This is a genomic window from Novosphingobium sp. SG754 (assembly GCF_013149315.1).
Classification (GTDB): domain Bacteria; phylum Pseudomonadota; class Alphaproteobacteria; order Sphingomonadales; family Sphingomonadaceae; genus Novosphingobium; species Novosphingobium capsulatum.
Genome location: NZ_JABGCC010000011.1, coordinates 34,982 through 48,351, shown reverse-complemented (window position 1 = coordinate 48,351; position 13,370 = coordinate 34,982). Strand labels below are relative to the sequence as shown.

General features: G+C 66.6%; 13 protein-coding genes. 6 read left to right on the top strand and 7 right to left on the bottom strand.

Annotated elements, in window-relative coordinates; genetic code table 11:
- Positions 1 to 21: 21 nt before the first annotated feature.
- From FHW97_RS19385 to FHW97_RS19370, 4 genes are all read right to left on the bottom strand, one after another.
- A complete protein-coding gene (locus FHW97_RS19385) occupies positions 22 to 171 on the bottom strand; it encodes a hypothetical protein (protein WP_158272950.1) in 150 nt (49 codons plus the stop codon).
- 113 nt (positions 172 to 284) lie between these two features.
- Complete coding sequence (locus FHW97_RS19380) at positions 285 to 1,445, bottom strand: M14-type cytosolic carboxypeptidase (RefSeq protein ID WP_168353123.1); 1,161 nt, start codon at positions 1,443 to 1,445, stop codon at positions 285 to 287.
- Entirely contained in the window at positions 1,442 to 2,032 is a 591-nt protein-coding gene (locus FHW97_RS19375) for a DUF4136 domain-containing protein (protein WP_022675724.1), read from the bottom strand. Before FHW97_RS19375 ends, FHW97_RS19380 begins: the two co-directional genes overlap by 4 nt.
- A 109-nt stretch (positions 2,033 to 2,141) precedes the next feature.
- The gene (locus tag FHW97_RS19370) at positions 2,142 to 2,954 is read right to left on the bottom strand and encodes a DUF4136 domain-containing protein (protein WP_183533842.1); all 813 of its coding nucleotides are present in this window, start codon (positions 2,952 to 2,954) and stop codon (positions 2,142 to 2,144) included.
- 222 nt (positions 2,955 to 3,176) lie between these two features.
- Between FHW97_RS19370 and ykgO the strand changes: the two genes are divergently transcribed.
- Positions 3,177 to 3,302 (top strand): type B 50S ribosomal protein L36, encoded by a 126-nt coding sequence (ykgO, locus tag FHW97_RS19365; protein WP_008069451.1) that lies wholly within the window; start codon positions 3,177 to 3,179, stop codon positions 3,300 to 3,302.
- 183 nt (positions 3,303 to 3,485) lie between these two features.
- On the top strand, positions 3,486 to 4,124 hold the full coding sequence (locus FHW97_RS19360) for an HAD family phosphatase (protein WP_168353122.1): 639 nt from the start codon (positions 3,486 to 3,488) through the stop codon (positions 4,122 to 4,124).
- Between the two features lie 191 nt (positions 4,125 to 4,315).
- On the opposite strand, the gene FHW97_RS19355 is transcribed toward FHW97_RS19360, so the two are convergent.
- Positions 4,316 to 5,641 (bottom strand): hemolysin family protein, encoded by a 1,326-nt coding sequence (locus tag FHW97_RS19355; protein WP_022675721.1) that lies wholly within the window; start codon positions 5,639 to 5,641, stop codon positions 4,316 to 4,318.
- 183 nt (positions 5,642 to 5,824) lie between these two features.
- Here FHW97_RS19355 and FHW97_RS19350 point away from each other — a divergent pair, with 183 nt between their 5' ends.
- Together FHW97_RS19350 and FHW97_RS19345 are read left to right on the top strand one after the other, a co-directional pair.
- Entirely contained in the window at positions 5,825 to 6,514 is a 690-nt protein-coding gene (locus FHW97_RS19350; RefSeq protein ID WP_022675720.1) for an OmpA family protein, read from the top strand.
- A 133-nt stretch (positions 6,515 to 6,647) separates the two neighbouring features.
- Positions 6,648 to 7,658 carry an aldo/keto reductase gene (locus tag FHW97_RS19345; protein WP_168353121.1) on the top strand — a complete coding sequence of 337 codons (1,011 nt, stop codon included), beginning with the start codon at positions 6,648 to 6,650 and terminating at the stop codon, positions 7,656 to 7,658.
- A 7-nt stretch (positions 7,659 to 7,665) separates the two neighbouring features.
- On the opposite strand, the gene FHW97_RS19340 is transcribed toward FHW97_RS19345, so the two are convergent.
- The gene (locus FHW97_RS19340) at positions 7,666 to 8,448 is read right to left on the bottom strand and encodes an inositol monophosphatase family protein (protein ID WP_054132606.1); all 783 of its coding nucleotides are present in this window, start codon (positions 8,446 to 8,448) and stop codon (positions 7,666 to 7,668) included.
- Between the two features lie 206 nt (positions 8,449 to 8,654).
- On the opposite strand from FHW97_RS19340, the gene sucC reads away from it, so the two are divergent.
- Both sucC and sucD read left to right on the top strand, forming a co-directional pair.
- On the top strand, positions 8,655 to 9,854 hold the full coding sequence (sucC, locus tag FHW97_RS19335) for an ADP-forming succinate--CoA ligase subunit beta (protein ID WP_022675717.1): 1,200 nt from the start codon (positions 8,655 to 8,657) through the stop codon (positions 9,852 to 9,854).
- Between the two features lie 3 nt (positions 9,855 to 9,857).
- Positions 9,858 to 10,742 carry a succinate--CoA ligase subunit alpha gene (sucD, locus tag FHW97_RS19330; RefSeq protein WP_168353120.1) on the top strand — a complete coding sequence of 295 codons (885 nt, stop codon included), beginning with the start codon at positions 9,858 to 9,860 and terminating at the stop codon, positions 10,740 to 10,742.
- A gap of 191 nt (positions 10,743 to 10,933) precedes the next feature.
- Here sucD and FHW97_RS19325 read toward each other — a convergent pair whose 3' ends face one another.
- The gene (locus tag FHW97_RS19325; RefSeq protein ID WP_171799537.1) at positions 10,934 to 13,369 is read right to left on the bottom strand and encodes a ligase-associated DNA damage response DEXH box helicase; all 2,436 of its coding nucleotides are present in this window, start codon (positions 13,367 to 13,369) and stop codon (positions 10,934 to 10,936) included.
- Position 13,370 lies beyond the last annotated feature (1 nt).

Genomic DNA, 13,370 nt, shown 5'->3' with positions numbered 1-13,370 from the left:
AATAATGCGGGGAAGTCTGCTTCAGAACGGCAGCGCGCGGCCGGCGCAGATCAGCGCGGCGGCGCAGGCAAGAACCGGCACGCTGGCCAGCACGTGCCCGGCGCGGCCCGGCAGCGCGGCGATTCCCCGGCCGTGCAGCATGCGGCTGGCCAGGGGCCCAACGTGGCGCATGGGGGCGGAAAGGGGCAGGATGCGGTCCATGCCCTGTCATGGCGCCAAAGGAATTAACGCGCCGTAAAGAGGGCAGGCTTCCCCGCCCTCCAACCGAAGGCACCTATCCGCGCTTAACCCTCTTGCGGTTGCAGCCATTCCCACAGCGCTGCCAGGCATTCGCGCGCCAGCAGCTTGCTGCGTTCCGCGCTCCAGCCATAGACCGGATCGGGCAGATCGGCATTGTCCTTGAACGGCATTTCCAGCGTCATCGCCACGCAGCCAAAGCGCTGCGCCACCTGGTTGGTGGACATCGCCAGGTTGCCCTGCCCCGGCCGGGCTTCGGGATAGCCACGGCGCACCTGGAAATCGGGACTGCGCCGATCGAGAATCGCGCGATAGCGCCGGTATCCGTCGAGCTGCGCGGGCGTGAGGCCAGGAATGCCTTCAAAACCGGCCAGGAACACCGCCGGGATCGCCTCGTCACCATGCACGTCCATGGCAAAGTCCACCCCGGTGGCGTCCATCGCGTTGCGAATCGCCAGGACTTCCGGCGCGCGCTCGGCGCTTGGCTCGTGCCATTCGCGGTTGAGGTTTACGCCGATGGCATTGGTGCGCAGGTGTCCGCGCGCGCTGCCATCGGGGTTGCAATTGGGCACGATGTGGAACGTGCAGGCCTGGCGCAGCGCGCGGCCATGCGGGTCGGCCGGATCGGTGAGCATGTCCAGCGCCCCTTCCATCCACCATTCCGCCATGGTTTCGCCCGGATGCTGCCGGGCATAGAGCCACACCTGACGTGGGCCGGTGCCCAGCGTCAGGCAATCGATCGCCCGCCCGTCGAGCGACAGGCCCAGCACCTGGTGCGACACGCCCGGACTGGCGGCAGCCTCGCTCACCAGGTCGTTGTGGCGTTCCAGTGAATAGGGCGCGAAATAGGCGAACCACACCTGGTCGCCCACCGGGCGATGGCGGATATGCAGGGTGCCGCCATCGCGGCCACGGTCGAAATCGGATGCCGCGCGCGTCCATTCCTGGCGGTCTTCGGAAACGCAGGCGGAATAGCCGGGCCAACCATCGGGATAGGCCGAGGTGTTGAGCCCGGTAATCGCCAGGTCCAGCTCGCGCCCGGCCACGCCGCTGACGCGAAAATGGAACCACTGAGCAAATTCGGACTGGTTGTCGCGGCGGATGGCCAGTGTGGCGCGGGCGCCATCGACGGCCAGCATCTCGATATTGCCGGCATCGAACGCGGCGTTGACTAGAATCGGGGCGGGGGCTGAATTTTCTTGCGTCATTTGACCGAGATAGTGTCACCCGACTTGCCGGGAAAGCCCGCAAACAGCGCATGGGCCATGCGCGGCGCCAAAACATCGGCCGATGCAGCGGCAGAGCCGGTCTTTTCGGCGTTTTCGGCGCGCCCTTCCCATAACGGCTGGCCACTGACGCGATCGCGCAGCACCACGCGCAGGAACGTGGCATCGACGCGGCGCGGGCCGCCGCCGATGTTGAACCCCAGCCCCAGGCCAACCCCGCTGTGCCATCCGCCGGTAGAGCCACCCAGCCCCAGGCTGACCGGGCCATTGCCGCCGCCACGCACCTGCGCCTCGCGCGAAACCTGCACTTCGGCCACGATATCGGCAGCGCCGGGCGTCGCCGCACCAAAGCCCAGGCCCGCCACTTCGCGTTGCACGGCCATCAGCCAAGGCTGGTCAGCGAGGCTTTGCGGATCGGCCGTCGGCCCACCGCCAACCGATACCACGGTCACGGCATCATGGCCTTGGCGGGCGGTAATCTCGGGCGTGGTAAAGCGCGTGACCTGCACAGGCGCTGCCAGGGCAGGCAGCGGCGCGGCCATCAGCATCACAAAAGCCAGCCTACGCATACCCTTTGCATCCTTCCTCAGGCGCCCGCTCGGTGCGGATCGTTCCGCTTGAGAGATAGGCATGGCACCGGGCCTGCTCAAGGGCGGCCAGGGCAGATCATGGCGCAGTTCAGGGGGTGCCTTGGGCCGGGGCAGCGCCAGCCGGCGCCAGGCCCGCCGAGCCATTACCGGGCGCGGCGGCATCGGCCACCACCACCTGGCCTTCGGGGAAGCGGGCAAACAGCGCCTTGGCCAGGCGTGCGGCCATCTTGCCGTCGTCCAGCCCGCCCTCGCCTTCGCGCGCCATCCCTTCGGCATGGCCTTCCCACAGCACGCGGCCGCTGGCCTTGTCACGGATGCGCACGTCCATGCGCGTGGCCACGATCGCCTTGGCCGGCTTGGTAAAGTCGAGAGCCACCCCCAGCGACACGGCGGAACCGTAGTTGCTCACCGTCGTGCTCATCGCGCCGCTGACCGGGGAATGCTTCTGCTCTTCAGGCACCACCACCTGGTGGCTGACCGCCACTTGCGCGATCTGCCCGGCATCACTCACCGTCTGGGTGTCATAGCCATGGCCCACCAGCGAATCGACCACTGCGGCCTCGTAAACCGGCAGCTTGTCAGGCGTCGGCTCATCGGCGCCCTGTTCCAGCGCATCGGCCGGGGCATCGACGCCAGCCACCACGATCCTGCCCTTGCCCAGCAGCGCCAGCGCATCAGCACTGCGATAGGATGTCACGTCGATGCGGCTCGACGGTTCGGCCGCCGCGGGTCCCCGGCGCGGGCCGTCAAAGCCGCCATACCCGCCCCAACCGGGGCCATAGCCACCACCCCAGCCGCCCCAGCCTTGCGCCTGCGCAGTGGCCGGCGCCACGGCGAGCAGGATCGGCGCCAGCGTGGCGGTGGCAGACAACGGCAAGAGCGCGCGCGAAAGGCGGAGCATGGCAGGAAATCCCATCGACAGGGCCGCAGCTGTGCCGAAAAACGGCTGTCGCGCGGCTGAACCATATGATTTAACGCATCGGCGCGCGAAACCCTCCATGCCCGGACCGGTTTATCCCCACAACCGCGATCTGCCATGCCACGGTTGACTTTCCACAGGGGGGCCACTAACGGCGCACCTTCAGTTTCGCGCCCGGGTCGGATTCGGGCAAAGGGAATAGCCATGAAGATTCGCAACAGCCTGAAGTCGCTCAAGGACCGTCACCGGGACAACCGCGTGATTCGCCGCCGTGGCCGGACCTACGTGATCAACAAGACCCAGCGTCGTTTCAAGGCGCGCCAGGGCTAATCGCCCGGCGTGCGTGAACGTTGTGCCGCTCGCCGGCACGACGGAACGCTGATGCCAGCCCGCTTCCCGGCCCGGTAACCGCCTTGCTTGCGGCCCCGGTCCGGGAAGCGGGCTGGTTTCGTTTGTGCCTGCCGCCCGCCTGTGCCCCTGTCTGTCTGCCCCCTCCCCACGGATAACCGCGCGATGCCGCATGCCCCGAATCAGTCTGTCATCAGCCGGCCGACCATCGTGGTATGGGACGTGGGCCGCGTGCTGGTGGAATGGGATCTGGCGCTGCTCTATCGCGATGCCATTCCCGATCCGGCCGAACGCGCCCGATTCGTGGCCGAGGTGGTGAGCGAGGAATGGCACGGGCAGCACGATGCCGGCGTGCCCTGGTCCACCATGGTGGCGGCGCGCAGTGCCGAATTTCCCCAGCATGCCGCGCTGATCGCCCGCTATGCCAGCCATTGGCTGGACAGCATCCCCGGCCCGGTGGCCGGCACGCACGATCTTGTCCGCCGCCTGGCCGCGCGCGGCGTGCCGCAATATGCGATCACCAATTTCGGCGTGGACGCCTGGGCGCAGTTCCGCCCGACTTTCCCCATCCTCGATCACTGCCGCGATATCGTCGTGTCGGGGGCGGAACGGCTGATCAAGCCCGATCCGGCGATTTTCGAGCTGGCCGCGCGCCGATTCGGCCAGGCCCCCGAAACCATGCTGTTCATCGACGATAACGCCGCCAACATCGCCACGGCCCGCGCGCTGGGCTGGCACACGCACCACTTTGCGCAAGGTGCCGATGCCCTGGAAGCCGATCTGCTGGCCCACGGCCTGCTCTAGGCCGTACCTGCAAATCCTTGCCGTATAGACCTTCGTCACCCCGGACATGATCCGGGGTCCCGCTTTCTTTGCGCCAAGCACATACGGTTAAGGTAAAAAGCGGGACCCCGGCTCGAAGGCCGGGGTGACGCTGGAAAGGCGAAACAACCCAAACCTGCCACGCGGCGGTTCGGCCAGCCAATGCCTTGCCCTTACCCGTCGAGTTCCACCGGCGGGGTGGCCGCCTTGGCGCGCTGGATCAGCAGCTTGTCGATCTTGCGGCCATCCATGTCGACCACTTCGAAGCGCCAGCCTTGCTCGGCAAAATGCTCGCCTTCGGTGGGCAGCTTGCGCAGCACGGACAGGGCAAAGCCAGCAGCCGTGGCATAATCGCGGTCTTCGGGCAGATCGATGCCCAGGCGATCGGCCATGGCATCGGCCGGCAAGGCGCCGGCGATCAGCAGCGAGCCATCCTCGCGCTCCACGATCATCGGCGCATCGCCTTCATCGCCATGGGCCACGAAATTGCCAGCAATCGCGGCCAGCAGATCGGCCGGGGTGACGATCCCTTCGAGATGGCCATATTCATCATGGACCAGGGCCATGGCCACTTCGGCCTGCTGGATCACCCGCAGCGCGTCCATGGTATCGAGCCGATCGGGCACGATCGCCGGCTTTTTCATCAGGCTGGCCAGCGCCGGCTCCACCCCGCGCAGCCGCGCCGCCAGGATATCGCGCACCTTGACCACGCCGACGATGCGATCGACCGAACCATCGGCCACCAGCAGCAGCGAATGCGGGCTGTCTTCGATGGCCTCATCCAGGTTGGCCGGCTGCGCGTCCTGCTCGATCCAGTGCAGTTCGATGCGCGGCGTCATCACCTCGCGCACCGGGCGGTCGGCCAGGCGCATCACGCTGGCCATCAGCGCGCGCTCCTCCTCCTCGATCACGCCAGAGCGGGTGGCTTCGGCAAAGATCATCTGCAGTTCCTCGGCCGTCACTTCCTGTTCGCCGCCCTTGGCCAGGCCCAACAGGCGCAGGATCAGGCCCGACGAGCGGTTGAGCGTCCAGACGAACGGCGCCGTCACGCGCGACATCACCACCATAGGCCGGGCCGCGACCACGGCGATCGGCTCTGCCGCGTTCAGTGCCAGCTGCTTGGGTACCAGTTCGCCCACCACCAGGCTGAGATAGGTGGTCACCGCAATGACCAGGGCAAAGCCGGCCTCGGCGGCATAGGCCGCCGGCACGCCCAGCGCGGCCAGCCGCTCTCCCACCGGACCGCCCAGGCTCGATCCGGAATAGGCACCGGCGACGATGCCCACCAGGGTGATCCCGATCTGCACGGTCGACAAAAATTTTCCGGGATCGGCAGCCAGTTCCAACGCCACTTTCGCGCCGCCACTGCCGCCTTCGGCCAGAACCTTGAGGCGGGCTGGCCGTGCCGAGACAATGGCCAGTTCCGACATGGAAAACAGGCCGTTGAGCACGACAAGGCCCAGGATCACGAGGGCGTCTGGCCACGGAAAAGAGGTCACGAGACGGCCCCTAGCAGATTTGCGCCGCGCCGCGAAGTCCCTCCGGTGTGGCTACGGTTGCCGCCAACATTCGGGAACCATTCAGGCGGCGCTGGTGTATTGGGCTTGTCCGAATTACCGATCATGTCGGGAGGCTTGGCGGGCACAATTGCCGGGCCGAGGATGAAAGAAGGGGTATTTGTCATGAAATTCAGTCGGGTGCTTGTCTCCAGCATGTGCGCCGTGTCGCTGGTCAGCCTGTCGGCCTGCGTCACCGATCCCAACACCGGCCAGCAGAAGGTGTCGCGCACCGCGATCGGCGCCGGCGCGGGCGCCCTGGGTGGCCTGCTGCTCGGCGGCCTGATCGGTGGTGGCACCGGCCGCATCGTTGGCGCGGGCATCGGCGGCATCGCTGGCGCGGCCGTGGGTTACACCATGGACAAGCAGATCAAGCAGCTGCGCGAACAGACCGCGGGCTCGGGCGTCGACGTGACGCCGACCGACAATGGCCAGGCGATCCTCGTCAACCTCCCCAACGGCGTGACGTTCGACACCGACAGCACGATGATCAAGCCCGCGTTCCGCGACACGCTGGATCGCGTCGCCCAGTCGCTGGTGCAGTATCCCAACTCGCTGATCGACGTCTATGGCCACACCGATTCGACCGGGTCGGATGCCTACAACATGACCCTGTCGCAGAACCGTGCGCAGGCCGTGGCCGATTACCTGTCGTCGCGTGGCGTTGCCCCGGCCCGCATCCGCGCGCAGGGCTTTGGCAAGACCCGCCCGGTCGCCTCCAACGCCACCGAGGAAGGCCGCGCCGCCAACCGCCGCGTGGAAATCAAGATTGTGCCGGTGACGCAGGACGACGTGGCTCGCGCCCGCGGCCAGTAAGCCGCAACGGCCTTGGCCCTTGCAAAAGGGGCGCCATCCAGACCGGATGGCGCCCCTTTTCGTTTGCCCCTCATGCCGGTTGACGCAGCGCACCATCGGCTGGCATTCCCCGCGCCAACAAGGAGATACCGCAATGTCCACCGCTTCGCACCGCTTCCGCACGCTGGCCGGCAAAGCCATGAACCCGATCGGGCTGGGCTGCATGTCGCTGAGCTGGGCCTATGGCGAGCGGCCGACCGACGCCGACGGTATTGCCTTGCTGCACCGCGCGATCGATATCGGCTATGATCACTTCGATACCGCGCGCCTCTATGGGCAGGGGCACAACGAAACGCTGGTGGGCCAGGCGCTCAAGGGCAAGCGCGACAAGGTTTTCCTTGCCAGCAAGATGGGCATCTTTGCCAGCGGCGAAAAGCGTGGGGTCGATTGCCACCCCGACACCATCCGCGCCGAGCTGGAAAAGTCGCTGACCCTGCTGCAGACCGATCACATCGATCTCTATTACATGCACCGCCGCGATTTCACCGTGTCGATCGAGGATTCGGTGGGCGCGATGGCCGACCTGATCAAGGAAGGGAAGATCGGCGCGATCGGCCTTTCTGAAATGTCGGCCGATACGCTGCGCCGCGCGGCCGCCGTCCATCCCATTGCCGCGATGCAGACCGAATATTCGCCGTGGACGCGCCAGGCAGAAATTGCCGTGCTCGACGCCTGCCGCGAGGTGGGCACCACGTTCGTGGCGTTTTCCCCGGTTGCGCGCGGCGTGCTGGCCAATGGCGTGCGCGATCCGCAGGCCCTGGAAGACGGCGACATCCGCAAGGCCATGCCGCGCTTTGTCGGCGAGAACTGGGTGCATAACCTGGCGCTGGTCGATGCCTTCAACGCCATCGCCGCGCGGGAGGGCGTCACCCCGGCACAGCTCTCGCTGGCCTGGGTGCTGGGCAAGGGCGATCACATCGTCGCTATTCCCGGCACCGGCAAGATCGCCCACCTCGAGGAAAACATCGCGCGCTGGGACTGGCAGATCCCCGTCGCCGTCACGGCCGAGATCGACGCGCTGATCAACCAGCAGACCGTCGCCGGCCACCGCTATGCCCAAACGATCCGCGCCACGATCGACACCGAGGATTTTGCCGAGGCCTGACCCCGGCCTAGCCGCGCAGGGCCTTGGACGTGGCGGGAGAAACCAGCGCGCGGGCGGCTTCGTGGATCGCCGGTGCGCTGACCAGCACGCCGAACGCGCGCGGATCGGGCTTGTTGAACAAGAGGTCCGCGCCATGCGCGTCGGTCACCAGGGCGCCGGCTTCCTGCGCGATCAGCGCGGCAGCGGCAATGTCCCACTCATAGCCCCAGCGCCAGGTCGCCAGCAGGTCCGCCTCGGCCGCCGCGACCATGGCCATGCGCAGCGCGATCGAGTTGGGCTTGTCGACCATGACCAGGTCCACCTCGGTCGGCGGCCGCAGGTCCATCGGCATGCGCGCGCCGCTCAGCGCCATGCGCTGGCTGGCAACCAGCGGCACGCCATTGCGCGTCGCGCCCTGCCCGGCCATCGCCAGCCACACCTCGTCACGCGCCGGCGCGGCGAGGATGGCCGCGATCGGACGCCCCGCCGCAACCAGCGCGACAGAGACTGCCCAGCCCGGCCGGCCGCGCACGAAATCGCGGGTGCCATCCACCGGATCGACCACCCAGCATAGCCCCCGCTCCAGCCGGGCAGGATCATCGGCAGATTCTTCCGACAGCCATCCCGCCTCGGGCAGCAGGGCGCCAAGCTGGTCGTGCAGAAAGGAATCGACCGCCAGATCGGCCTCGCACACCGGATCGTTGTGCCCCTTGTCCCATATCCTGGGGGCATGGCCGTGGCCCGGCCACAGGGCCAGCGCCTTGGCGGCGGCTTCCTCGACGATGGTTGCAAGGGTGACGGGATCGATCATGCCTGGCCCAGCCTTGGGCGTACGATTCCCGATTGGCAAGAGGGGGCAAGAGCGCTGCCCAGCGCCACTGCCAGCTAGCGATTCCGACAGTGCGCAGATTAATCGCGCAATGAAGGTCTTTGCAACTGCGAAAACCTGTGCTTATGGCAGCGCGGAAAACACGGCGCTACGCCCTCCCTTCACTCATACGTAAGCGGGGATCCTGCATGAACGTCCACGAATATCAGGCCAAGGAACTGCTCGCCAAGTTCGGCGTCGGCATTCCTGCCGGCATCGCCGCCCTCACGGTCGAAGAAGCGGTGGCTGCGGCCAAGCAGCTGCCCGGGCCGCTCTATGTCGTCAAGGCGCAGATCCACGCCGGCGGCCGCGGCAAGGGCAAGTTCAAGGAACTGCCGGCCGACGCCAAGGGCGGCGTGCGCCTCGCTAAGAGCATCGAGGAAGTCGAAAGCTTCGCTCAGGAAATGCTCGGCAACACCCTCGTCACCGTGCAGACCGGTGAAGCGGGCAAGCAGGTCAACCGCCTCTACGTGACCGATGGCGTTGATATCGCTAAGGAATACTACCTTTCGCTGGTGGTTGACCGTGCCACGGGCCGCGTTGCCCTGATCGTCTCGACCGAAGGCGGGATGGACATCGAAGAAGTCGCCCACGCGACTCCGGAAAAGATCACCACGATCACCATCGATCCGGCCCAGGGCTTCATGCCCCACCACGGCCGCGCCGTTGGCTTCGCGCTGAACCTGTCGGGTGACCTCAACAAGCAGGCCGCCAAGATCGCGCAGCAGCTCTACACCGCGTTCGTCGCGCTCGATTGCGACATGCTCGAAATCAATCCCTTGGTGGAAACCAAGGACGGCAAGCTGCTCGTCCTCGACACCAAGATGAGCTTCGACTCGAACGCGCTCTATCGTCACCCCGACGTTGTTGCGCTGCGGGACGAGACCGAGGAAGACCCCGCCGAAATCGAAGCCAGCAAGTATGACCTGGCCTACATCAAGCTCGATGGCGACATCGGCTGCATGGTCAACGGCGCGGGCCTGGCCATGGCGACGATGGACATCATCAAGCTCAACGGCATGTTCCCGGCCAACTTCCTCGACGTGGGCGGTGGCGCCAACAAGGAAAAGGTGACGGCCGCGTTCAAGCTGATCCTGTCGGACCCGGCGGTGAAGGGCATTCTCGTCAACATCTTCGGCGGCATCATGAAGTGCGACATCATCGCCGAAGGCATCGTTGCCGCGGCCAAGGAAGTGAACCTGCAGGTTCCGCTCGTCGTGCGCCTCGAAGGCACCAACGTGCAAGCGGGCAAGGACATCCTCGCCAACTCCGGTCTCCCCATCGTTCCGGCCAACGACCTTGGTGATGCTGCCAAGAAGATCGTCGCCGAAGTGCAGAAGGTCGCCTGATCCATGAGCATTCTGGTCAACAAGAACACCAAGGTCATCACCCAGGGCATGACCGGTGCCACCGGCACGTTCCACACGGAACAGGCCCTGGCCTATGGCACGCAGATGGTCGGCGGCGTGACGCCGGGCAAGGGCGGCACCTCCCACATCGGGCTGCCCAACTTCAACACCGTGGCCGAAGCCAAGCACGCCACCGGCGCGACCGCATCGTGCATCTACGTGCCGCCGCCATTTGCTGCCGATTCGATCCTGGAAGCGATCGACGCGGAAATGGAACTGATCGTGGCGATCACCGAAGGCATCCCGGTGCTCGACATGGTCCGCGTCAAGCGCGCGCTGGCCGGCAGCAAGTCGCGCCTGATCGGCCCGAACTGCCCCGGCGTGCTCACGCCCAACGAATGCAAGATCGGCATCATGCCCGGTTCGATCTTCAAGAAGGGCTCGGTCGGCGTGGTCTCGCGCTCGGGCACGCTCACCTATGAAGCCGTGTTCCAGACCTCGAACATCGGCCTGGGTCAGACCACGGCCGTCGGCATCGGCGGCGACCCGGTCAACGGCACCAACTTCATCGACGTGCTGGAACTGTTCCTGGCCGACGATGAAACCAAGTCGATCATCATGATCGGTGAAATCGGTGGCGACGCGGAAGAACAGGCCGCGCAGTTCCTGATCGACGAAGCCAAGCGTGGCCGCAAGAAGCCGATGGCCGGCTTCATCGCCGGTCGCTCGGCTCCTCCGGGCCGCCGCATGGGCCACGCCGGGGCCATCGTCTCGGGCGGCAAGGGCGATGCGGAAAGCAAGATCGCCGCGATGGAAGCCGCGGGCATCCGCGTCTCCCCCTCGCCGAGCCTGCTGGGCGAGACCCTGGCCGAAGTGCTCAAGGGCTGATCAGCCAAACCGCTGACAAAAAAGGGCCGGAAGGGAAACCTTCCGGCCTTTTTTGTTGGATTCGGCGCTTGCCGGCTCATGTTGCGCTGGCCGCCCTTCGACAGGCTCAGGGCGAACGGGAGGGCAAGACAATCGGGGAATTCCGTTCGGGCTGAGCTTGTCGAAGCCCCCACCCAGGGAGCGCAATCCCGCTAATCGGCCCGCATCGCCAGCCCGCCGAGGCTTTCCGCCTCCATCACCAGTTCGTCGTCGGCCTCGCCCTGGGCCACGCTTTCGCGCCCAATCATCACCAGCACCGGTACGGCCAGCGGCGTTACCCGGTCCAGTTCCACATGCACCAGTTCTGCCGCTGAACGGTCGAGCAGGTCAGCCAGGCGGCCCACGTCGGTCATGCGCGCGCGCGCATCGGCCCAGGCGGCCTCGATCAGCACGTGGTCGGGTTCGTATTTGCGCAGCACGTCATAGATCAGGTCGGTAGAGAAGGTTACCTGCTTGCCGCTCTTGCGCTTGCCGGGATGCTGCCGCTCCACCAGGCCGGAAATCACCGCCACTTCGCGGAACGCCCGGCGCAAGAGGTGCGAGTTCTGCACCCAGTCGACGAATTCGTCAGTCAGGATGTCGGGCGACAGCAGCGGCGCGGGATCGGTGATCGGGCGCAGGCTCCACACCGCCAGGGCATAGTCGTTGGCCACAAAGCCCAGCGGCGCCAGGTCCAGTTCCTCCATGCGCCGGGTGATCAGCATGCCCAGCGACTGGTTGGCGTTCCACCCCTCGAACGTATAGAACACGCTGTAGGCGCGCCCGCGATAGGGAAAGCTTTCCACCAGCAGTTCGCCCGGCGCCGGCAGGCGGCTGCGCCAGTCCTGCATTTCCAGCCATTCGCGCACGTCGTCGGGAAACCGCGCCCAGGTGCCGCGGTTGGCCAGCATCGCCTGCACACGGGTGGACAGGTGCGTTGTCAGCGGCATGCGCGCGCCGCCATAGCTGGGGATCTGCCCGGCCTTTTTCGCTGCCCGCACCACCAGTTCCAGATCGCGCACGCCTTCCACTTCCAGGTCGAGCCCGGCAAAGCGGAAGGTGTCGCCCGGGCTCAGCTGCGCGCCGAAATGTTCTTCCACCTTGCCCAGCGAGCGCCCGTTGCGAAAGCGCACCTCGAGCATTTCGGAATCGACGATGATCCCGGCATTGAGGCGATGCCGCGCCGCCTGTTCCGGGTGCGTCAGCCGCCAGGTGCCGGCCTTGTCGCGCACGATCCGGGCAAAGCGATCATAGGCACGCAGCGAATAGCCGCCGGTCGCCACGAAATCGAGCACCCGGGCAAACACCGCCTCGTCCACCCAGGCATAGGGTAGGCAAGCGCGCACCTCCTGCAGCAGCGCGGCTTCCTCGAACGGGCCGGCACAAGCGCAGCCCATCACATGCTGGGCCAAAACATCAAGCCCGCCGGGGCGGAAATCCTCGCCATCGCGCTGGCCCTCGTGCACGGCATCGCGCGCGGCCATCGCCTCCAGGTATTCAAAGCGGTTGCCCGGCACCAGCACCGCGCGGCTCGGCTGATCGAGCCGGTGGTTGGCGCGGCCGATGCGCTGCAACAGGCGCGATGAGCCTTTGGGCGCGCCCATCTGCACGACCAGGTCGATATCGCCCCAGTCCACCCCCAGATCGAGGCTGGCGGTGCAGACCAGCGCGCGCAGCTCGCCGCGCGCCATTGCCCCTTCCACTTTGCGGCGCGCCTCGGCCGACAGGGAGCCGTGGTGGATGCCGATCGGCAGGTTGCCCTCGTTGGCATCCCACAGCAGCTGAAAGATATATTCGGCGAGAAAGCGCGTATTGGTGAACACCAGTGTGACGCGGTTGGCGCGGATCATCTCGATCAGCTGCGGCACGGCCCAGGCGGCGGCATGGCCGCCCCACGGCACGCGCTCTTCCTGCGGCAGCAGGATTTCCACCTCGGGCGGCGCGCCGGTTTCGCCCTCGACCAGGGCAACGGTATCGATCTCCCCCCACGGAGCCAGCCAGCCGCGAAAGCCTTCGGGCTCGGCCACGGTGGCCGACAGCGCCGCGCGTTGCAGATCGGGGCTGATCGCCTGCAACCGCCCCAGCGCCAGGGCCAGCAGATCGCCGCGCTTGCCCGTGGCAAAGGCATGGATCTCGTCGATCACCACCCGTTTCAGCCCGCCGAAGATTTCAGAGGCCTCGGGATAGCTGAGCAGCAGCGACAGCGATTCGGGCGTGGTCAGCAGAACATGCGGTGGCTTGGCCCGCTGCCGCGCCTTGCGATCGGACGGGGTATCGCCACTGCGCGTTTCCACCCGCAGGTTGAGGCCCATTTCGGCGATCGGCGTCAACAGGTTGCGCTGCACATCGTGCGCCAGCGCTTTCAGCGGCGAGATATAGAGCGTGTGCAGGCCGTCAGGGGGTGGCGCATCGCCCAGGCGCGAGGGGCAGAACGCCGCCAGCGTCGGCATGAACCCAGCCAGCGTCTTGCCCGCGCCGGTATCAGCGACCAGCAACGCATGCTGCCCCGCGTCAGCCGCGGCGAGCATGTCGGCCTGGTGCCGCCGCACCCGCCAGCCACGCCCGGCAAACCAGTTTTCGATTTCGGGCGGGATCATGGCCATCGTCATA